Genomic DNA, 19969 nt, shown 5'->3' with positions numbered 1-19969 from the left:
TTTATCAGGAGGAAACATGAAATCGGTTCGAGATATCGATGTAAATGGTAAAACCCTTTTTATTCGGGTGGACTACAATCTGCCCATGGATGACCAGGGGAAGATTACTGACGACAACCGGATCCGGGCCACCCTGGACCTGATTACCTATTTGCTTGAAAAAAACGCCAAACTGGTACTGGCCTCCCATCTGGGGCGTCCCAAAGGCAATCGGGACGAAAAATTCAGTCTCAGGCCTGCAGCGGTCAGACTGTCTGAGCTTTTAAAAATCCCTGTGGCATTTGCCGATGACTGCATTGGAGATGCGGTGAAAAAGCAGGTAAACGCCCTTGAGCCCGGCCAGATTCTTATGCTTGAGAATTTAAGATTTCATGATGAAGAGAAGAAAAACGATCCTGGGTTTGCAAAGGCCCTTGCAGACCTCTGCGACGTTTATGTGAACGATGCCTTTGCCGTATCCCATCGGGACCAGGCATCGGTTACCGGCATTGCCACGTATGCGAAAACATCTGTAGCCGGTTTTCTGCTTGAAAAAGAGGTGCGTTCATATTCAGATTCTGTGGAACATCCCAAAAAACCGCTGGTCGTCGTGATTGGCGGCGCAAAAGTTTCCAGCAAGCTGGCTGCCCTTGAAAATATGCTTAGGTTTGTGGACTGCATGATTATCGGCGGTGCCATGGCCAATACCTTTCTTGCGGCAAATGGCGTGGATACCAAGGGGTCCATGATAGAAGCGGATTTGATTGAGACCGCTGCGGATATCATGGCCCATGCAAAGGAAAAAGGCATTGATCTGCTTTTACCCACAGACCTGGTTGTTGCGGATCGTTTTGACAAGGATGCCGAATCGCGCACGGTTTCTTTGGATCAAATTCCGGATGGCTGGCTGGCCCTGGATATTGGTCCTGAAAGTGCCCAGGGCTTTGCCAATGCCATTGCCAATGCCGGTACCATTGTGTGGAATGGCCCCATGGGGGTGTTTGAAATGGACCGGTTTGCTGCAGGTACCCAGGCCGTAGCGGATGCCATTGCCGATTCGCCTGCGTTTTCTGTGGTGGGCGGGGGCGATACGGGCCTTGCAGCCAAAAAATGCGGGATTACGGAAAAAATCAGCTATATTTCCACCGGGGGCGGGGCTTTTCTGCACATGATGGAAGGGAAAGTATTGCCCGGAGTGGCTGCCCTGAAATAGTGTTTGAACGGAAAGTCACCCATCTGCGGCGTTGCATAAAAATTTGCAATCCTCACAACCATAAGGTTGCTCCGGTTACAAATTTTTATGCGCCTTGCATCTGGGCAACTTTTCGTCCAAACACGGGTTTCCTTCAGGTAATAGCTAAAGCCAGAAAGGACTAACGTGAGGTGAAATTTTGCAAATTACGGCACGCTCTGAGTAGAGAGGACCGGCTGCGCCGATCCTATTACCAGGTATTAAGGGATGAACTGGACCAGTTTGTTCTGGATTACGCCCTTGTGGGATCCTACAATAATTTTTTAAAATTTCGGACCCCTTATCCCTTTGTTGAGTTAAGGGAACTCAAACCCCGGGCGCGCATCCCTTCCGTGGAGTTTGAAGCACAAAATTCATTTCTGATCATTTTCAGTGAAGATTATATTGATAAAATTCACAAAAAGTATATCCGGTATTTTGACGTCAATAAAACCACGAAAACCAATTTGCTGGGGCTCAAAGATTTTCCGGATATTGAAAACTACAACCGGAACATAAAATGTTTTGAGTCCGACGGTTTCTTTTCTCTTCTTAAAAATCTGCTGCCCGTGGATTATGCCATTTTAATCCAGCCCAACCAGCGGCTGAAGACCCAGTACGCCCTGACCCATTTTCACGTCAGGGTGGACTGGCCCATTGCAGATGCATCTGAAACCCTTGCCAAATTTTTACGTTATATCTCCAAAGACCTGTACGAGAAAGGGGATAGTTATGCTGAAAATATGCAAAAAAAATTGTTTGAGTATTATGGGGTTCCTGTGCTGGCCGGCGGCCGGAGGACGGCTGCCGTTGTCGCTGCCCAGTATTTCCGGCAGCTCAACTCGATTACGACGGTGTATGTTGCGTCCAGCGAATCACGAAGCCTGCTGCGTTTCGATGAAAAAGGCGTATCAAAGTCCGTCCTGGTAAAGCTTGTGGTTGACCAGGTCAAGGCCTTGGCCCAGCAGGTGGGTGTTCCCCAGAACACCTTTACCAATAATTATGTGGTGGCCCGCCAGGGTAAGTTCTATATCTGTATTTTCAATGTCTGGTATGATTACACCAGTCATGCCCTGCCCTCGGAAGGCGGACGCCTTCGGGAACTGAATCCGGATAATAACTGGCTGACCGTGTCCGAAGAACAGATCCTTCCCAAACCGTCCGTATCAAAGTATGCCCCCATTCCCTACAAGATGGTGTATACCTGAACAAAAGCTATAACTCTTTGATCATCGCTATCTCATCACAATCCGGAAACTTAACACAGTCCAGGCACCCGGCCCAGATTTTGACCATGGGCAGGTTGCTTTTTTCAGTTATTGCAAATCCGAAACGGGCGAAAAAATCCGGGCGGTAGGTCAGCGCAAACAATGTTTTTAATTTAAAATAAAAGGCTTCCTGGATACAGCGTTCTGTAAGGGCTGATCCGATCCCCTGACCATTGTGTTCCTCTTTTACCGCAACGGAGCGGATTTCAGCGATATCTTCCCAGCAAAAGGCCAGGGCTGCACAACCTGTTATGATGCCGGTATCATCATCTTCATATACCCAAAAATCCCGTAAATGGTCGTAAAGGTTGCTTAAGGGGCGGCCTAGAAGTTCTCCCTTTCCGGCATAAAATTTAAGCAGGGCGTGTATGGGGACAACATCATGGATGAGGGCTTTTCTGATCATGGGGTAAAATTCCTTATGGGAGGCTTCTTTGGATTGTATCAGGTGGGCAGCAGTTTAAAAATAGAATTTTTGAACTCATTGTCATTAAAGGGTTTGTGAAGGACTTTATTGATGCCGGATTTTTTCAAAAGGACCTCGTTGACATCTACATCTCCGTCTTTTTCTTCTATAAAATCACTTTGGGTGGTGATCATCAGAATGGGCAGATCCGTCCGGGTAAATTTGCGCCTTATTTCCATGGTAAGTTCCAGACCGCTGATGTTGGGCATGTTTAAATCCGTAATGACAAGGTTTGTTTTCCCGGACAGTATCCGTTTCATCGCATCTTCCGGCCGGTGGTAGGTTTCACAGGCAAGTCCCAGGTGAGACAATTTGTTCTGATATAGTTTAAGCATCATTTTTGAGTCATCCACCACAACAATTTTCACAGAAGGTAACTCTTTTTCCTGATCCTCGCCGGTGATTCTTGATGCAATTTCTTTGGCAAACTCAACCTGCCCTAAGGACTCCATATTTTTTAAAAAGGCTTTGCGGGTGGAAGGGGATGCTTTTTCAGCAATATGGGTGCCGGCAAGTTCCCTGAAGGATTCTTCACCCATTAAAAAACTGAAAATATTGGTTGCATCGGTATCTATAAGTGCGCCTACAGTTGATATTGCTTCGGGGGATTTGTCCCGGATAATATTTTTCAGTCCGGCTACCAATGGTTTTGACAGATTTTTGTCAATGGCCCGGGCTGCACTCATGCGCACGGATTCTTCCGGGTCCTGGAGACCCTGGACCAGACAGATGGCTGTACGGGGCGAAGGAATACGTTCCATGGCTTCGTAAGCGGCCTGGCGGATGTTGGCATCCTTGGGCTGGGTATTGATAATGTCCATGATGGCGGGAATAGCAGCCTGATCCTCTATGTAGCCAAGGGTGGTGATCAGATGCACCATATAGTCGGCTTCTGCATTCTGGAATGCCCTGGTGAGAAGCGGAGTGGCCTTTTTCCCCATATTGATAAGCTCATCAATGGCCGTGTCCCTGATAATGGTGACAGGGGACGATAGAAGACGGGTTATTTTTTCCAGGTCATAAAGTTCCTGCTTATCTGCCAAGGCCTGAACAACCAGTTTGTTTATGATCTCATTTTCGCATAAAAAACTGATCAGGGTATCTGCTGCAAGGGGATTGGACAAGGCCCCGATGGCGAAAATGGCTGCTTTGATGACGTCGGGGTCTGAATGCGTGGTAAACAAAGAAAAGATTTCAAGGCATTCGGGTTTGCGGAATACAGCAAGTGAATGAATGGCCGGGATAATGATTTCCCGGTCTGTTTCATCCTGCACAACCTGGATTAGAACCGGGATGGTTTCTTCAAGGAACAGATCTCCGGCTGCCCTGATAAATTGAATCCGGGTCTTTTTTTCGTTGTTTTGCGTAATATATTCTGTGACCAGATTGGTATTGCCGTATGCTTTGTCCAAAATCAGATCATACAGGCTTTCCTGGATTTCCGTGTTGGAAATTTCTATTTTGGTAAGGTATCCAAGCAAAGGAAAAACAACGGTTTCAGGTCCTTTTGCAAGCTCTGCCAGGGCCATTTTCTGTACCTGGACATCAACGTCGGCGTCCGATGCAAATTGAAGCAGGGCCTTGGCCTTGACTGTATCTTTTTCGTTGAGACAGAAAATTAGTTCATTAATAAAATCTTGTGCATTAATACCACCCATAGTACTTGGCTCCACTAACTTTTAAACTGGTAAAATACCGAGTTTAAATACCTGAAAGATGCAAAAAGGTCTGTGTCATTGACCAGCGATTCCGTGGAACCGATCAAAAGGTATCCGTCCGGTTCCATGACCTTTGAAATATTTGAATAAATTTTCCGGCGATCTTCGGTGGTGAAATAGATCATCACATTCCGGCAAAGGACAATATCAAATTTTCCAATACCGATAAACGGTTTCATCAGGTTCATTTTTTTGAACTGAACCATGGCCCGAAGCTCGTCTTTAACCTTATACTTGTCCTCCTTGGGTTGAAAGAATCTGTTAAGCCGGGCAGGCTCAAGCCCGCGCGCCACTTCAAATTTGTTGTAAACGCCGTAACTGGCCTTGGCAATGGCTGCATCTGAGATATCCGTACCAAACAGCCTGATATTGTACTTGTCAAGCGTTACACCCATTTCAATCATGGTCATGGCAATACTGTATAGTTCCTGCCCCGTTGAATTGGCCGCACTCCATATCCTTATGGTGGGTTTGCCAAAACTCTTTTTTGAACGTTTATCGATCAGGTCCGGCAGTATTTTATGCTGGAGAAGTTTGAACGGCGATTTATCCCTGAAAAAATAGGTTTCATTGGTGGATATGGCATCAATAATTTCGCCTTCCAGCTCTTTGTTAAAACCGTGTTTAGATTTTTTCAGCAAATCCGAAAATGAATTACACTGGTATTTGGCAAACAGAGGGTTGAGTCTGGTTTCCAAAAGGTATTCTTTCCCAATACCGAGGGCAATCCCAGATATATCCAGAATATATTGGGAAAATGTTTTGAATTCTTCCGGAGTTACTTTGATTTTGCTCATAAGTATCGTGTCGGTATCGGCTGCTGGGTTTCAGGTTAAACGGTTTTTACGATTTCATCTGCAATTTTTTCCAATGGTGCGATGACATCGACTATCCCGGATTCCGTGGGTTCTTTGGGCATGCCGTAAACGGTGCATGTCTTTTCATCCTGGGCAATAATGAAACTGCCGTTGTTTTTCATCAGGACAAGCCCTTTTGTTCCGTCAGAGCCCATACCGGTCATGATGACACCTGTAGCTCTGCCGACATAGTGCTGGGCAATGGAGCGAAACAGATAATCTGCCGAGGGTTTGCATGAATTTTCCGGTGGATCATCCGTAATTTTTATTTTTCGGGTCAAACCGTCCGCCCCTGCAACAATTTTCATCTGTTTGCCTCCGGGGGCAATGAATACCTTGCCGGGTTCGATGATGTCTCCATCCTTGGCCTCTTTGACGTCAAGAGCGGACTTTTTATCCAGACTGGCGGCAAGGGATGCCGTAAATACAGGCGGCATATGCTGTACAATGAGGACCGGTACCTTGAGGTCCCTGGGCAGCATGGGTATCATTTTTGTCAATGCATTGGGACCGCCGGTGGATATGCCGATACCTATAATTTCGGATTTGGACCTGATACCGGCTGGCCTGGACGATACCGGCCTGGGGGAAGCCTTTGGTTCCGCAGCCCTTGTCTGAATCGGCGCCGCATGTTTGGGTCTGGCCGGAGGATCAATGATTCCGAATTTATGGCGTTTGACATGGCGTACAATAGGCTCAAGGGCTTTTTGGACTTTGAGCATATTTTCTGCCATGTTGCCTTGTTCAGGCTTGGGCAGAAAGTCAAAGGCACCAAGCTCCAGAGCCCGCAGGGTCAGCACGCCTCCCTGGTGGGTCAGGGTGGAGACCATGATTACCAAGGGCGGGCTGTCCATCTTCTGAAGTTCCTGAAGGAGTTCAATGCCGTTCATTTCCGGCATTTCAATATCCAGGGTCATCAGGTCCGGTTTAAGGGTTTTAATTTTTGAAAGGGCAATTTTTCCGTTGTTTGCGGTACCGACCACCTCAATGCCCGGCATCTGTTTGAGTGCGTCCCCAACAATTTTACGGTAAACAATTGTATCATCAACAACAAGAACGGTGATGGTGTTCATTATTCTTTGAGCACCTCATCAATATCAAGAATTCCAATCAACTGATTTTTTGTTTTTAAAACACCCTGGAAAAATTTGCCTTTGACACCACCAATGTTTGACGGTGCGGACTCTATTTTTTCCTTCTGGGTGATGACCACATCGGAAATGGCATCCACCAGAAGGCCGATATGCTCATCTTCAGAATTGACAATGATGTTGCGGTTGTCTTTGCTTGGCGCAACCGGAGACAGACCCAGTTTTTTGCCCAGGTCAATAATGGTCACAATTCTGCCCCGAAGATTCAATATGCCCTTGACGTATTCAGATGACTGGGGCACCTGTGTAATTTCAAAATGCTTATTGATCTCCTGAATATTTAATATGTCGATTCCACAAATGGCCCCGCCAACATAGAATGTGGAGAACTCTATGTCATTGGATGTGGTTTCTTTGGTCTCTTTTGTCATGTAAAACTCCTTAACGGATATCTGCTTTGTGGCTGTTTTACAAATTCATATATTGCCTGATAACAGCCATCAGTTTTTCCCTGTCAAGTTTTATCTCATATTCGTCAATACCCACTGATCTACCTTTTTCAATATGCGCTTCGCTGGCAAGGGATGTCAAGGCAATAACGGAAAGATGTGAATAGGCAGGATCATTCTTAATCCGCTTGGTAAATTCGAATCCGTCCATATTGGGCATTTCCAGATCCGTTACAACCAGGTCAATTTCATCAACGCGTTCTTTTAACAGTTCCCAGGCAATAAGCCCGTCTTCAGCTTCAATGACCTTGAAGCCGTCCTCTACCATGAATTGTTTGACCTGGTTTCTGAAAAAGGCTGAATCTTCAGCAAACAGGATTATTTTCCCGCCGTCTTCGGCCATGGTTGCGGCTGCCTTGGCTTCGGCTTCAAACCATTCCGGGTTCAACGTTTTAACCAGTTCAAAAACATCCACCAGTAACGTGGTATGGTTGTTGATAATCATGGAGCCGCTGATGGCAGGCTGCTTCAGGGTAGAGCTGTCAATGTTAAGCACAACTTCCTGGGCATCCACCGGCGGGGTAACCATAAGCCCTAGTTCCCGGTCTTTAACCTTGAAGACAATAACTTCCTGCTGGTCTCTGTCCTGGAGTTGTTGAACGTTTACCACCTGGGAGAGTTCATACAGGGGCAGGGAACCGCCGCGGTACTGGACAACCTTGCGGCCGCCGATCTGCTCAATGTCGGATGTCTTGATCCGCTCAATACGTTCCACAATACTTAACGGCGCGGCAAAATGTTCTTTTTCGTTATTCTTGAATGTCAGTAACGCGACCTTATCGGCTCTGGCCGCCTCTTCTTCCTCTGCGGCTTTGGCAGCATTCTGGCTGGCTTCTGCAACGGCGGAAAGTTCGGCCATCTGGGCAAGGTTGGATATATCAAGGATCAGCGCCACCTTACCGTCACCCATAATCGTGGCACCGGCATAGGCTGTGCATTTTTTTAAATGCCGGCCCACGGGTTTAACAACGATTTCCTCGGAATCATGGAGCTGATCCACCACAAGGCCGTATTTGAATGCCCCGGCAGATACAACCGCAATATTGATCGCAGAAGAGGCACGATAACGGCGGTCGCTTTTCTCTCTTTTTGTTTTATTTTCTGTCTCATTCTCAGAAACAGAAACCTCTCCGGGCATGTGGACCTTTGATCGGCGGTCAGCGATCCTGGTCCTGCGGTCTTCGTGTTTTTCGCCGGTTTCAGGGTCAACATAAGTGCGCTGGATGCCGAGCATGTCCGCCAGGTCCAAAAGGGGAAGAAGCTCGCCCCTGAGCCTGACAACATCGGCATCCCCGACTTTTTCAATTTTTTCTTTGATCTGGCTTGCCGGAATCCTGAGCAGTTCGTTGAGGTTGACCTGGGGAACTGCATAGCGTTCATTGCCGACAGAGGTGATCTGACTGGGAATAATGGCCAGGGTCAAAGGCAGCTTGATCTGAATATCGGTTCCCTGTCCGGGTGTTGAATCAAGTTCTATAATCCCGCCTAACGCCTCAATGTTTGTGACCACCACATCCATGCCTACGCCACGGCCGGACACATCCGTGACCTCCTTGGCCGTTGAAAATCCCGGTAGGAAAATCAGTTCGGTTTTTTGCTTATCCGACATTTCCGCCACCCGTGATTCGGATATCAGGCCTTTTTCAATGGCAGATGAGGCTATTTTGTCAGGATACAGTCCCCGTCCATCGTCTGAGATGACAAGATTGACCTGGCCTGCATCGTGGAATGCCTTTAAAACAATTTTTCCCGTGCCATCTTTGCCCATCTGCTCCCTTTCCATGGGTGTTTCAATGCCATGGTCAACGGAGTTTCTTATAAGGTGGGTCAACGGGTCATTGATGGATTCCAGGATGGTTTTATCCAGCTCAACATCCTTGCCTTCGATTTCCAGATCTATGGATTTTCCCAACTGGTGGGACAGATCCCTGACCACCCGGGTAAATTTGTTCAGGATATTGGCAATGGGCTGCATCCGCGTGCGCATGATCGCTTCCTGGAGTTCTGATGTGATCATGTCAATTCGCTGGCTGGAAAGCTCTGTTGCCTTTATGTTAGACGAGTTGACTCCCTGAAGAAGCTGGTTTCTGCTGAGTACAAGCTCTCCGGCAAGGTTCATCAACGTGTCAAGCAGCCCGACATTAACACGCAAAGAGTTCTGGGGTTTCCCGCCAATGGCCAAATCTTTTTCCTGGGGTTTGTCCACAGGGGCTTCCTGAATTGTCGGTTTGTTCTGCTGTTTTGCAACTGCAACTGCCGGTGTGGCCACAGGAGCGGGCTGGGGCGCTGCGCTTACTATTTCAACAGGCTGGGGCAGAGGCGGCGGGGTTTCACCGGTGCTGTCTGCGGCAGAGCTGATCATATCGTCTGTAATGACATGGATGCACCGATTTGCGACGCCAAATAGAGTCTCGGCCATATCATGTTCGATAATGGAGGCAAACAGTACCTGGAAAGGAAGCTTTCCAGGCATGCCTGCGTCGCCGAGTGTGCCCGCGCTGCCTGAATCAATTCTGGTTTCAATAACGGTGCCGGTTTTAGACAGATTGTTTAAAACGTCCATAGGCTTTTTGGATTGCTGCTGAATATCGTTGATCAGGTCATATTCAACAAGGAACAGATTTTTGCCCTCGGCCTTGCAGGTTTCAATTTCCTTAAGCGGTACCTGCTGAAATTTTCTGCCGTCCCGAAGTGAAATATCAGCAAGTACTTCTGCCGGAGCGGCTACCTGGACCTCTTGCCCCGCCTTCTGGACAGGCTCAGGTGTTGTCGCACTGGTTATATTTTCCAACGCCTGGACATGGGCGGAAATATCAACACCATTGCTGGTTTGAATGTTCTTCAACAGACTTTCAAGCTCGTCAAACCCTTTGAGTAATATGCTTATTTTTTCAGAATCAGGAATTAGTTCTCTGTTTCGGATCATTCCTAGTACATTTTCAAGATGGTGTGCAAGATTTTTAATGGTTGTCAGCCCCATGAATCCTGCACCGCCTTTGACAGAATGGGCCGCTCTGAAAACATTGTTGACCAGGTCAAGATCAATATTTGCGCCGCCTTCCTCAATGGTCAGTAAATCACTTTCAATGTCTGCCAAGTGATCCAGAGATTCTTCAATATACATCTGTAGGGTTTCGTCGTCTTCAAACATATTAACGCTCCTGAAAGAATGTCATAGAAATGATTAAAATCGTTGATATAAAGATAATCTACCGAAGATGTAATGTAAAGTCAAAACTAAAGATGCCGGCAGGTTATTGCAACGCACTTATATTTTGCGAACAATATCGTTGTGATATACGTCCATAGGTATCTCAATAAGCAGGCGTGTATTGGGTTTCGCATTATCCACGGGTTCTGCTTTTTCAGTTGTCAGTGACAATACCTTGGTTTGCCGTGCAGGGCCCTGGGGACTGAGAATTTCTATTTCGTCACCAGGTATCAGCTTGTTTCTAATATCAATCAAATATAAATTTTTTCCACGGTTTTCAATAATTTTACCGATAAAACTATGGATTTTTCCTTTATGCGTGTTGTCTGGATTCAAGGTGCTTTTTGATCCGTCATCCGGGTGGCCAAAATAAAACCCGGTGCAGTAGGCCCTGTGGTATATCTGGTACAGTTCTGAATGCCATTCCGGGCGGACGGAATAAGAATCCGGCTCTGCGATATATGCGTCAATAGCGTTGCGATATGTTTTTACCACAGAACCCAGATAGTTTATTCCTTTCATCCGGCCCTCTATTTTAAAAGAGGAAATACCGGCATGGATTAATTCGGGAATGTGGTCTATCAGGCACATGTCCTTGGAATTAAAAATATAGGTGCCGCGGCTGTCCTCCTGGACAGGATAATATTCATTGGGCCGAAGCGCTTCCATGACCGCGTAATTCCAGCGGCAGGGATGGCTGCACAGTCCTCTGTTGCTGTCGCGGCCGCTCAGGAAACTGCTCAAAAGGCACCTGCCGGAGTAGGACATGCACATGGCGCCATGGACAAAGGTCTCGGTCTGGATCGTTGTACGCGATACAATGGTTTTTATCTCTTCAATGGATAATTCCCTTGCCAGGTTTATCCGTTTAATACCCTGCTGTTCCCAGAACAGGACTGCATTGAAATTTGTGGTATTGGCCTGGGTGCTTAAATGGATATCAATGTGGGGGATAATCTGCCTGGCCTTTAGGATAATGCCTGGATCTGAAATGATAACGGCATGGGGGCCGATATTGCCTATTCTTTCCAGAAAGGCTTCGATACTGTCCTGCTCATGGTTGCGGGAATAAATGTTGCAAGTCAGATATACTTTAACCTGGTGCTTTCGGGCAAATTTTATCGCATCTTCAAGCTCGCGATCTGTAAAGTTGCCTGAAAAATTCCTCAGGCTAAAATCCTTACCGCCCAGATACACCGCATCTGCCCCGTAATGGACGGCAATTTCAAGTTTTTCAAAGTTGCCGACCGGTGCAAGCAACTCTGGTTTTGTTAAAACATCTGGCATTATATCCAAGGTGCGGCGAAGATGTCCGTACAGCCAAGCCTTTTTCAAAGAGTGGTGCCCCCGGCAGGAATCGAACCTGCGCTCAAGGATTAGGAATCCTATGCTCTATCCACTGAGCTACGGGGGCTCATAGTTATTAATTCGGGCTATAAATATCATAAACCGGCCTTTTAAACAATACTCAAGCCTCCAAATTAATGGGAATTGGGATATATTCGAAAATTATTATGAAAGCAAGTGATAAATTGATCCGGATATGACTTTTGTTTCAATTATGGTTGGTTAATGAAAAATTTTTTTGGATATGGGTCCCATATTATATTATCAGTCTAATCCTATTCTATTCTTCAGTTTTATAGTGGCACAGGTTCGCGTTGTTGCCGGAAACAATATTTGAATACGTTATCTCTATAACAAGTTAGGCAATACTCTTATCCCTGTATCAATCCTTTGTCCCACATATTGGTGAATAATACTCATGTATTCTCGTCCAATTTTTGTTCTTCTCTTTGCCACAAAACGGATAACAGCCAACACTTTTACCAACGTCTTGCGATCAATTTGGGGCATATCTTTTTCAATTGTTTTGTCGAGGTAGTTAAAACCGGAAATTAAGATAGGGTCGTTCGTCTCAATTTTAGTATCTGAGAAATGGTATTTATCAAGCAGCAACTCCAGAATTTTTATCGCATTCACATCTTGCAGTTTGTTTTCCAATTCAATGTCGTATGAACATAATGCACCCTCGATCACATTCGAGTAATCTGATAACTGCGTATCATTTTCCATTTGTAAGGTTGTGAATATAGGCACCTCATTATATTTTCTTTTTGGCTTTTGATAGTATGCGCATCCCATACAAGCATCTTCACTGCGGGATGTCCCGCAGCAAAGACTGCAAATCATGGTGTCAGAAACTAAACATTTTCTTTTACCTTTCCGGGAATTGCATATTGAGCACTTTGCCATTTTTATTACTCCAACTATAATAGAATGTTACGTTTTATTTTAATTAATCCATTTAGCCGACGAATTCCAAACACGGATTTCCATTCGGGCGCTATTCATATACCAGAAACCTCTTGATGTTTCAAACCTGTGATCCTGATGTCTATGCCCCAGAGAGACCGGCCTGACCGCCCGGGATACCAAAGATACGGGATTTGACCCGGTGGAAAAAGGGCCTTTGCCCACACAATGATAATGTTTGGAGCTAGTGGACAGGATATAAATTTTTTTGGTATAAGGCGGATCTATGGATAATGCGCAATCCACATTACCTTCCTTTGAAGGCAACACAAAGATCCAGGCGGCCCGGGCTTTTATCACCGAAACCCTGTGTCATATCTATCTGACGGGCAGGGCCGGTACCGGGAAAACTACGTTCCTGAAATCTTTGTCGGCGTTTTGCCCCAAGCAGTTCATTGTTGCGGCCCCTACGGGCGTTGCCGCCATAAATGCCGGAGGCGTGACCCTGCACTCCTTTTTTCAGATTCCGTTAGGGCCTTTTTTCCCCGGGCAAAGTGACCGGCCCCAGGACAACCGACGTTTTTTCAGGTTCTCAAAGGTGAAAAAACAGATCATCAACGGCCTTGATCTTCTGGTGATCGATGAAATTTCCATGGTCCGGGCTGATCTGCTGGATGCCCTGGATGCTGTGTTGCGAAGGCTGCGCCGGGATGAACGGCCCTTTGGCGGCGTTCAACTGCTGCTCATCGGCGACCTGTTCCAATTGCCGCCGGTGACCAGACCCGATGAATGGGATCTTTTATCCAATTATTATGCGTCCCCTTATTTTTTTTCAAGCCAGGCCTTAAACCGTTCCGATCTGGTGACCATAGAGCTTGAGACCGTTTACCGTCAAAGCGATCCTGATTTTATCCGCCTGCTCAATGCCGTGCGTGAAAACCGCATGGACCGCCGCTGTACCGATCTCCTCAACCAGCAGGTGACGCCCACCCCCCCGGACCAGGGTTACATTACCTTGACCACGCATAATCGAAGAGCCGAATCCATCAATGACCTGAAACTGGCCCGGCTTGGGGAGAAAGCATACACACTGGCTGCAAAGGTGTCCGGAGATTTTCCGTCCCATGCCTTTCCTACAGGAGAGCAGCTTACCCTTAAACCCGGGGCCCAGGTGATGTTTTTGCGCAATGACGCCTCCCCTGATAAAGCCTATTTCAACGGCACCATCGGCCAGGTCACCCATGTGGGAACCGAAACCGTAACCGTGGCCTGCCGGGGCAGTGCCGGAAGCGCGGTCGGAGAAAGCGCATCAGACCCTGTTAAGGACGGCCCTGTTGTGGAGGTCAAGCCCGTGGACTGGGAAAATGTCACATACAAGGTAAACCAGGAAGATAAAACCATCCAGCAGGAGGTGGTGGGGACATTCAAGCAGTTCCCGTTAAAGCTTGCCTGGGCTGTCACCATTCATAAAAGCCAGGGCTTAACCTTTGACCGGGCCATTGTGGATGCGAAAAATGCCTTTGCCCACGGTCAGGTCTATGTGGCCTTGAGCCGCTGTACCAGCCTTGACGGGCTGGTACTCACCGCCCCTGTGCCTTCCAGCGCCCTGGGTACTGACCCGGTGGTGGTGGATTTCATGAACCGGACTGCTTCACCGGACCAGGATCTTGCCGCTATTTTCAGATCTGCCCGGGCCGCCTGCCAGCAGACCCTGGTGCTTAAATGCTTTGACTGTTCAGGTTTCAGGGGGTTGTTTTTTTATTTTCTGCGCCTGGCAAGGGACAATCGCAATGTGCTGCGCATTCCCGGGCTTGGTGAACCTGGGGAACTGGAATCCAGGGCCCGGGACCAGGTGTTCCAGGTGAGCGATAAATTTCAGATTCAACTGAGAGGATTAATGGCAACGGATCCTTTGCCGGAAACAAGTGCCATTATCCAGGAGCGGGTGCGAAAAGCCAGTGCCTGGTTCGGCAATACACTGGATCAGGTGTTTGGCAGGCTGCTTGAAAAAGGTGCAGTGGAAACCGACAATGCGGCTTTGGCCAAGCAGGTGCAAAATGCCCTGGATAATTTAAAACAGGAGGTCCGCGTCAAACAGGCCGGGATTCTATCCTGTAAAAACGGATTTTCCACAATCGCCTATCTGAGTGCCCTGTCATCGGAAGCCATGGCAGATGTGCCCGAAGATAAGTCTAAAAAAAGCGCGGGTTCATCCTCTGCCACGGATTATACCGAACTTGACATTGCCCATCCTGAATTGTTTCAGGCCTTAAAGGCGTGGCGCACCCGGACCGCGGCCGCGCAAAATGTCAAGGCGTTCCAGGTGGCCCATCAGAAGGTCCTGGTCCAGATCGCAGTCTGCCTGCCCCGGTCTAAAAAAAGTTTGAAGTCCCTGAAAGGGGTTGGGCCTGCCACTGTGGACAGCTACGGGGATGAACTGCTGGCCATGGTGGATACGTACTGCAATGAAAAGGGCATCCCTGGGGATGAATCCCCGAAATCCCGCCCGGCAGAACCGGCCCCGGACAAAGGTTCGGGCCATGCGTCTTCCGAGCTCAATACCCGGGATATCAGCCTGATGCACTTTAAAGAGGGCATGTCCGTTGAACAAATTGCCGAAGAACGGGGCCTGGCCGTTACCACTATCCAGGGGCATTTATGCGCCTTTATTGCCAAAGGCGAACTGACTGTGGACCAGTTATTGCCCGACAAAGAAAAACAGGCAGCCATCGCGGCAGTTGTGGCGCCTGACAAAAATCTGACCCAGATGAAAAACGAACTGGGGAACGATTATTCCTACGGTGAAATCCGGGCCGTCGTGGCTCACCTGACACATCTTGAATCCTTGCAGGGATAGGCTGTTTATTGCCATTGTCCCGGAGGGTCCTGTTCAATTCCCGGGCCGGACGAAAATGACATTGTTAAAATTATATTGACGCGTATAAATGCCATTGGTAAAAACATATACTATATTTATTTTCACCCGATATCAGGAGAATCAAGATGAAAAAATTACTTCCGGTGCTGGTTGTTATGGGTATGTCTTTACTGTTCGTCCTTGACGCTTGCGCAGATGAGTTGTTCCTCTATGCAGGTGCCGGATTGAGAAAACCTACGGATAAAATCATTACACAGTTTGAGCAGCAGACCGGTCACAAGGTTATTGTGGACTATGGCGGATCCGGCAAGCAGGTGGTCAAGTACCAGACGACCCGGCGCGGTGATCTGTTCATGCCGGGGTCCTATTTTTATATCAATACACTCAAAGAAAAGGGGCTGGTTCTCTCTGACAGCCAGGTCGCCCTTCACACCCCGGTGATTGTCGTGAACAATAAAGGGAAACACGCCATCAAAACCCTGGAAGAGATGACCGCGCCCGGCGTCAAGCTGGCCATGGGCGATCCCAAAGCCATGGCCCTGGGCCGGACCAGCATGGATATTATCAGGAATGCGGGCCTGGAAAAACAATTCCTGGACAATGTTGCTGTTTATGGCGCCACGGTTAATCAGCTCACCCTTTATGTGGTGCAGGGCGCTGTGGATGCTGCGATTGTGGCCCGGGCCAATGCGTTTATGCACCAGGATACCCTTGCCATGTTTGAAATTCCCACCACGTATTACACCCCGGAGATCATCGGTATAGCCGTGTTGAAAACCGCTAAAGATGCTGCGCTTGCAGAACAATTCAAAGAATTTGTTTCAAGTCCCCGGGGCGTCGCGTATTTCACAACGTTTGGTTTTCTGACCCTGACCCAATGATCCGGCTGTTTTACGGCATTCTGTTCATCTGCTGCGTCGGGGTCCTGGCGGTCTTATATGCCCTGGCAGCCCAGATGGGGATTGCCGATCTTTTTGGCGCCCTTTTAACCGAAGAGACCCGGTTTGCACTGAAACTGAGTCTTGCAACCTCGGTATCTTCGGTGGGGATCTCCACGGGCTTAGGCCTTCCGGTCGCTTATCTCATGGCAAGAAGAACATTTCCCGGCAAATTTGTCGTGGATTCCCTTCTGGACATTCCCATGGTCATGACGCCGCTGGTCACGGGCATGGGACTACTTTTTTTGCTGGGCCCCAACATTGCCGGACAGTGGATTCAAAAGACCGGGATTGATTTCCTTTTTACCCCGGCCGGTGCGGTGCTGGCCCAGATCTTCATTGCCACGCCCCTTGTGATCAGAAGCGGGCGTGCTACTTTTGAGGGCATTGATGAAAAATATGAACAGGCAGGCGCCATGCTGGGCCTGTCCGATGCCAGGGTTTTTTGCTTCATTGTCCTGCCCATGGCCCGTAACGGTATTCTTGCCGGGGCTGTCCTTGCCTGGGCAAGGACCCTGGGGGAGTTCGGGGCCACCCTGATGGTGGCAGGTGCGTCCCGGATGAGAACCGAGACCCTGCCCATCGCAGTTTACCTGAACCTGACCAGCGGAGAGATCGAACTGGCTGTTGCCTGTGCCTGGCTTCTGATCAGTCTCGGGCTTGTATTGCTCATGGCGCTTAAATGGCTGGGCATGCGTCAGAAAGTCCGGCAATACTAAAAAAAGGAGGTATGGCATGGGGTGTCTGGTTATCAATAATCTTGGGTCCCGGTATGTCAACGTTGACTACCTCGGGATTAAAAAAGGCGAACTGATGGTGCTGATCGGGCCGTCCGGCGCCGGAAAATCCACGCTGCTGAATATCCTTGCAGGTTTTATGCCCCATACCGGACAGATTTTTCTGGGCGGCAGGGCTGTTCATACCCTGCCGTCCCACCGCCGCAGGATCGGCTATCTGTTCCAGGATCTCTATCTTTTCCCTCACATGACTGTGTTTGAGAATCTTAAAATCGCCATGCAGGCCAGAAAGCTTAAGAAAAAGCAGGTTATCGAAGAAATTGATACCCTTCTTGACTTGTTTCGGATAACAGATCTGTCAAAAAGCTATCCGGGCCAGATCAGCGGCGGCGAAAAACAACGGGTGGCCATGGCCAGGGCCATGGCGTGCAAACCTGATCTTTTGCTCCTGGATGAGCCCTTGTCTCATCTGGATTACCAAACTGCACAGTATCTGCGGTTGGAATTTAAACGGGTCCAGCGGCAGTTCTGCCTGACCACGTTATTTGTGACCCACGACCTGCAGGAGGCCCGGGATCTGGGAGACCGGATACTGGTTATGGAAAAAGGGCATCTGCGGCTGTCCGGCCAGGATGCCGACCCGGTGAAAGAGGCTGATCCCCAGATACCCCGGGAGCTTTTCACAAATTTTTTCCAGGAACCCTTTGCGGTTTAATTTCAAATTTTCCGGGTTGAAAATCACGTATGAAAAATCACGTATGAAAAATCGCGTATAATCGTGCCTTCTTAATATATAGAGAACAAACTATAATATATCGAATAAAATTTATTAGAGTTTTATTTCGTTATACTTTCAAGTAGATAAAAGTTATCCTGATTGACTTTTTGCTTAGAACACGATATAAACTCAGATGTGTTCTTTTTACAAATTTGATTTTTTCCAAGGGCGCCCTGCCTTTGCCTGACAATAAGGGCCGGGAACGATCAACATATTTCCAATGACATTTATTTTTAATTTTAAACCAATCATGAATGGATGATTTTTATGTGTGGTATTTGTGGTGAATTGGTGTTTGACGGTATGGCCGCCAACAATGAAACAATCGCAAGAATGAATGAGAAAATGGCCCGGCGGGGGCCGGAGCATGGGGCTATCTACAGAAACGGGGGGATCGGATTGGGTCACCGGCGTTTGAAGATCATTGATCTTTCCGATGCCTCCAACCAGCCTTTTGTGGATGAAAAATTAGGCCTGGTGCTGGTATTCAACGGCGCCATTTACAACTACAAAGCGCTTCGTGAAAGCCTGATACAATCCGGATATACGTTTTCATCCCAAGGAGATACGGAAACGATCCTTAAAGCCTATCACTGCTGGGGTGAGTCCTGTGTGGAAAAATTTAACGGCATGTTCGCGTTTGTCATTTATGACCAGCGCGACGGCACGGTATTTATGGCCAGGGACCGGCTGGGCATTAAGCCGTTGTATTACCATAAAACAGACCAACGCCTTGTCTTTGCCTCCTCTTTGCCGGCTCTGCTTGAAGCCGGCGGGATCAAAAAAGAGATTTCGCCCAGGGCATTGCACTATTACATGCACTTCCATGCCGTGGTGCCTGCCCCCTACACCCTGATCCAGGGGGTGAACAAACTTGGACCCGGATCCACCATGATGGTGAAAAGCAACGGTGCAGCCGTGGAGCAACCCTACTGGTCCCTTGATTTTCGCCGGGACAGCGAAGAAGAGCGCTATGACTTCGAAGACTGGAGGCGCCTGCTGTCCGATACCTTGATGAAGGCTGTCAAACGCCGTCTGGTGGCAGATGTGCCCGTGGGGGTCCTGCTGTCCGGCGGGCTGGATTCAAGCCTGATTGTGGGATTGCTGGCCCATGCCGGACAACGGGATATTAAAACTTTTTCCATTGGATTTGAAACTGTGGGCAAGGAAAAGGGTGATGAGTTTGAATATTCCGATATTATTGCCCGGCATTTCGGTACTGACCATCACAAAATCCAGGCTGATGCCTGCCAGGTACTGCCAAATCTGTCCGACTGTGTCCAGGCGATGAGCGAACCCATGGTCTCCCATGACTGCATAGGCTTTTTTCTTTTAAGCAAAGAAGTGGCCAAACACGTTAAAGTGGTTCAAAGCGGCCAGGGAGCAGACGAGATATTTGGCGGCTATCACTGGTATCCGCCCATGATGGAGAGCCGGAATCCGGCCGCTGATTATGCAAAGGTATTCTGCGACCGTTCCCACCAGGAGTTTTGCGACATTGTTCATAAGGAATTTCGGGATAAAGACTTCAGCCGTGAATTCATTGAACAGCAGTTTTCCCTGCCCGGGGCCCGGACGGCTGTGGATAAGGCCCTGCGTATGGATGCCACGGTCATGCTGGTGGATGACCCGGTCAAACGGGTGGATAACATGACCATGGCCGCAAGTCTGGAAGCCCGGGTACCCTTTCTGGACCATGAACTGGTGGAACTGGCCGCTAAAATCCCGCCTGGGTTTAAAATCAGCCACGGGGGCAAGCATATCCTCAAAGAGGCAGCCAGGGATATCATTCCTTCTAAAGTCATAGACCGGCCCAAGGGGTATTTCCCGGTGCCGGCCCTGAAATACATCCGGGGCGAATATTATGATTTTATAAAAAAAATTGTTGAAAGCCCGGCCTGCAAAAACCGGAAAATCATCCAGGATTTCTACATCAATTCTCTGCTGTCAGCCCCTGATACGCACATCACTCCGTTGCGGGGCTCAAAGCTCTGGCAGGTTGCGCTTTTGGAATTCTGGCTGCAGGAACACAAGATTTAAAAAGACCTGGAG

General features: G+C 48.2%; 15 protein-coding genes and 1 tRNA gene. 7 read left to right on the top strand and 9 right to left on the bottom strand.

Annotated elements, in window-relative coordinates; genetic code table 11:
- Nucleotides 1–16 precede the first annotated feature (16 nt).
- Nucleotides 17–1192, top strand: a complete 1176-nt coding sequence (locus tag Q366_RS02480) for a phosphoglycerate kinase (RefSeq protein ID WP_035235983.1) — start codon at nt 17–19, stop codon at nt 1190–1192.
- A 170-nt stretch (nt 1193–1362) separates the two neighbouring features.
- A complete protein-coding gene (locus Q366_RS02475; RefSeq protein WP_035235981.1) occupies nt 1363–2418 on the top strand; it encodes a hypothetical protein in 1056 nt (351 codons plus the stop codon).
- A 7-nt stretch (nt 2419–2425) separates the two neighbouring features.
- Here Q366_RS02475 and Q366_RS02470 read toward each other — a convergent pair whose 3' ends face one another.
- The 9 genes from Q366_RS02470 to Q366_RS02430 all read right to left on the bottom strand — a co-directional run bounded on the left by Q366_RS02470 (nt 2426) and on the right by Q366_RS02430 (nt 12586).
- Nucleotides 2426–2884 carry an N-acetyltransferase gene (locus Q366_RS02470; RefSeq protein WP_035235980.1) on the bottom strand — a complete coding sequence of 153 codons (459 nt, stop codon included), beginning with the start codon at nt 2882–2884 and terminating at the stop codon, nt 2426–2428.
- Nucleotides 2885–2922: 38 nt separating this feature from the next.
- The gene (locus Q366_RS02465; RefSeq protein WP_035235978.1) at nt 2923–4602 is read right to left on the bottom strand and encodes a HEAT repeat domain-containing protein; all 1680 of its coding nucleotides are present in this window, start codon (nt 4600–4602) and stop codon (nt 2923–2925) included.
- Between the two features lie 14 nt (nt 4603–4616).
- Nucleotides 4617–5459, bottom strand: a complete 843-nt coding sequence (locus tag Q366_RS02460; protein WP_035235976.1) for a CheR family methyltransferase — start codon at nt 5457–5459, stop codon at nt 4617–4619.
- 35 nt (nt 5460–5494) lie between these two features.
- Complete coding sequence (locus Q366_RS02455) at nt 5495–6592, bottom strand: protein-glutamate methylesterase/protein-glutamine glutaminase (protein ID WP_035235974.1); 1098 nt, start codon at nt 6590–6592, stop codon at nt 5495–5497.
- A complete protein-coding gene (locus tag Q366_RS02450) occupies nt 6592–7041 on the bottom strand; it encodes a chemotaxis protein CheW (RefSeq protein ID WP_035235972.1) in 450 nt (149 codons plus the stop codon). Before Q366_RS02450 ends, Q366_RS02455 begins: the two co-directional genes overlap by 1 nt.
- A 37-nt stretch (nt 7042–7078) precedes the next feature.
- Nucleotides 7079–10270 carry a hybrid sensor histidine kinase/response regulator gene (locus Q366_RS02445; protein ID WP_035235970.1) on the bottom strand — a complete coding sequence of 1064 codons (3192 nt, stop codon included), beginning with the start codon at nt 10268–10270 and terminating at the stop codon, nt 7079–7081.
- 117 nt (nt 10271–10387) lie between these two features.
- Nucleotides 10388–11617: a peptidase U32 family protein gene (locus Q366_RS02440; RefSeq protein WP_035236287.1), complete on the bottom strand. Its 1230-nt coding sequence runs from the start codon at nt 11615–11617 to the stop codon at nt 10388–10390.
- 52 nt (nt 11618–11669) lie between these two features.
- Nucleotides 11670–11744, bottom strand: a tRNA-Arg gene (locus tag Q366_RS02435).
- Between the two features lie 281 nt (nt 11745–12025).
- On the bottom strand, nt 12026–12586 hold the full coding sequence (locus Q366_RS02430; RefSeq protein ID WP_156968089.1) for a hypothetical protein: 561 nt from the start codon (nt 12584–12586) through the stop codon (nt 12026–12028).
- Nucleotides 12587–12872: 286 nt separating this feature from the next.
- Between Q366_RS02430 and Q366_RS02425 the strand changes: the two genes are divergently transcribed.
- From Q366_RS02425 to Q366_RS02405, 5 genes are all read left to right on the top strand, one after another.
- Nucleotides 12873–15443 carry a helix-turn-helix domain-containing protein gene (locus tag Q366_RS02425; RefSeq protein ID WP_035235966.1) on the top strand — a complete coding sequence of 857 codons (2571 nt, stop codon included), beginning with the start codon at nt 12873–12875 and terminating at the stop codon, nt 15441–15443.
- A 146-nt stretch (nt 15444–15589) separates the two neighbouring features.
- Complete coding sequence (modA, locus tag Q366_RS02420) at nt 15590–16345, top strand: molybdate ABC transporter substrate-binding protein (protein ID WP_035235964.1); 756 nt, start codon at nt 15590–15592, stop codon at nt 16343–16345.
- The gene (locus tag Q366_RS02415) at nt 16342–17121 is read left to right on the top strand and encodes an ABC transporter permease (RefSeq protein ID WP_035235962.1); all 780 of its coding nucleotides are present in this window, start codon (nt 16342–16344) and stop codon (nt 17119–17121) included. Before modA ends, Q366_RS02415 begins: the two co-directional genes overlap by 4 nt.
- Before the next feature lie 16 nt (nt 17122–17137).
- Complete coding sequence (locus tag Q366_RS02410) at nt 17138–17854, top strand: ATP-binding cassette domain-containing protein (RefSeq protein WP_051957780.1); 717 nt, start codon at nt 17138–17140, stop codon at nt 17852–17854.
- A gap of 330 nt (nt 17855–18184) precedes the next feature.
- On the top strand, nt 18185–19957 hold the full coding sequence (locus tag Q366_RS02405; RefSeq protein ID WP_035235960.1) for an N-acetylglutaminylglutamine amidotransferase: 1773 nt from the start codon (nt 18185–18187) through the stop codon (nt 19955–19957).
- The last annotated feature ends 12 nt before the right edge of the window (nt 19958–19969 follow it).

This window comes from Desulfobacter vibrioformis DSM 8776, from assembly GCF_000745975.1.
Lineage (GTDB): Bacteria > Desulfobacterota > Desulfobacteria > Desulfobacterales > Desulfobacteraceae > Desulfobacter > Desulfobacter vibrioformis.
Note: the sequence above shows the minus strand (reverse complement) of the source record. Positions and strands in the feature narration are given on the sequence as shown.

Bases quoted from the DNA above. Each gene is read 5' to 3' on its own strand.
- Q366_RS02480 (WP_035235983.1), top strand. From the start codon at position 17: ATGAAATCGGTTCGAGATATCGATGTAAATGGTAAAACCCTTTTTATT.
- Q366_RS02470 (WP_035235980.1), bottom strand. From the start codon at position 2,884: ATGATCAGAAAAGCCCTCATCCATGATGTTGTCCCCATACACGCCCTG.
- Q366_RS02465 (WP_035235978.1), bottom strand. From the start codon at position 4,602: ATGGGTGGTATTAATGCACAAGATTTTATTAATGAACTAATTTTCTGT.
- Q366_RS02460 (WP_035235976.1), bottom strand. From the start codon at position 5,459: ATGAGCAAAATCAAAGTAACTCCGGAAGAATTCAAAACATTTTCCCAA.
- Q366_RS02455 (WP_035235974.1), bottom strand. From the start codon at position 6,592: ATGAACACCATCACCGTTCTTGTTGTTGATGATACAATTGTTTACCGT.
- Q366_RS02450 (WP_035235972.1), bottom strand. From the start codon at position 7,041: ATGACAAAAGAGACCAAAGAAACCACATCCAATGACATAGAGTTCTCC.
- Q366_RS02445 (WP_035235970.1), bottom strand. From the start codon at position 10,270: ATGTTTGAAGACGACGAAACCCTACAGATGTATATTGAAGAATCTCTG.
- Q366_RS02440 (WP_035236287.1), bottom strand. From the start codon at position 11,617: ATGCCAGATGTTTTAACAAAACCAGAGTTGCTTGCACCGGTCGGCAAC.
- Q366_RS02430 (WP_156968089.1), bottom strand. From the start codon at position 12,586: ATGGCAAAGTGCTCAATATGCAATTCCCGGAAAGGTAAAAGAAAATGT.
- Q366_RS02425 (WP_035235966.1), top strand. From the start codon at position 12,873: ATGGATAATGCGCAATCCACATTACCTTCCTTTGAAGGCAACACAAAG.
- modA (WP_035235964.1), top strand. From the start codon at position 15,590: ATGAAAAAATTACTTCCGGTGCTGGTTGTTATGGGTATGTCTTTACTG.
- Q366_RS02415 (WP_035235962.1), top strand. From the start codon at position 16,342: ATGATCCGGCTGTTTTACGGCATTCTGTTCATCTGCTGCGTCGGGGTC.
- Q366_RS02410 (WP_051957780.1), top strand. From the start codon at position 17,138: ATGGGGTGTCTGGTTATCAATAATCTTGGGTCCCGGTATGTCAACGTT.
- Q366_RS02405 (WP_035235960.1), top strand. From the start codon at position 18,185: ATGTGTGGTATTTGTGGTGAATTGGTGTTTGACGGTATGGCCGCCAAC.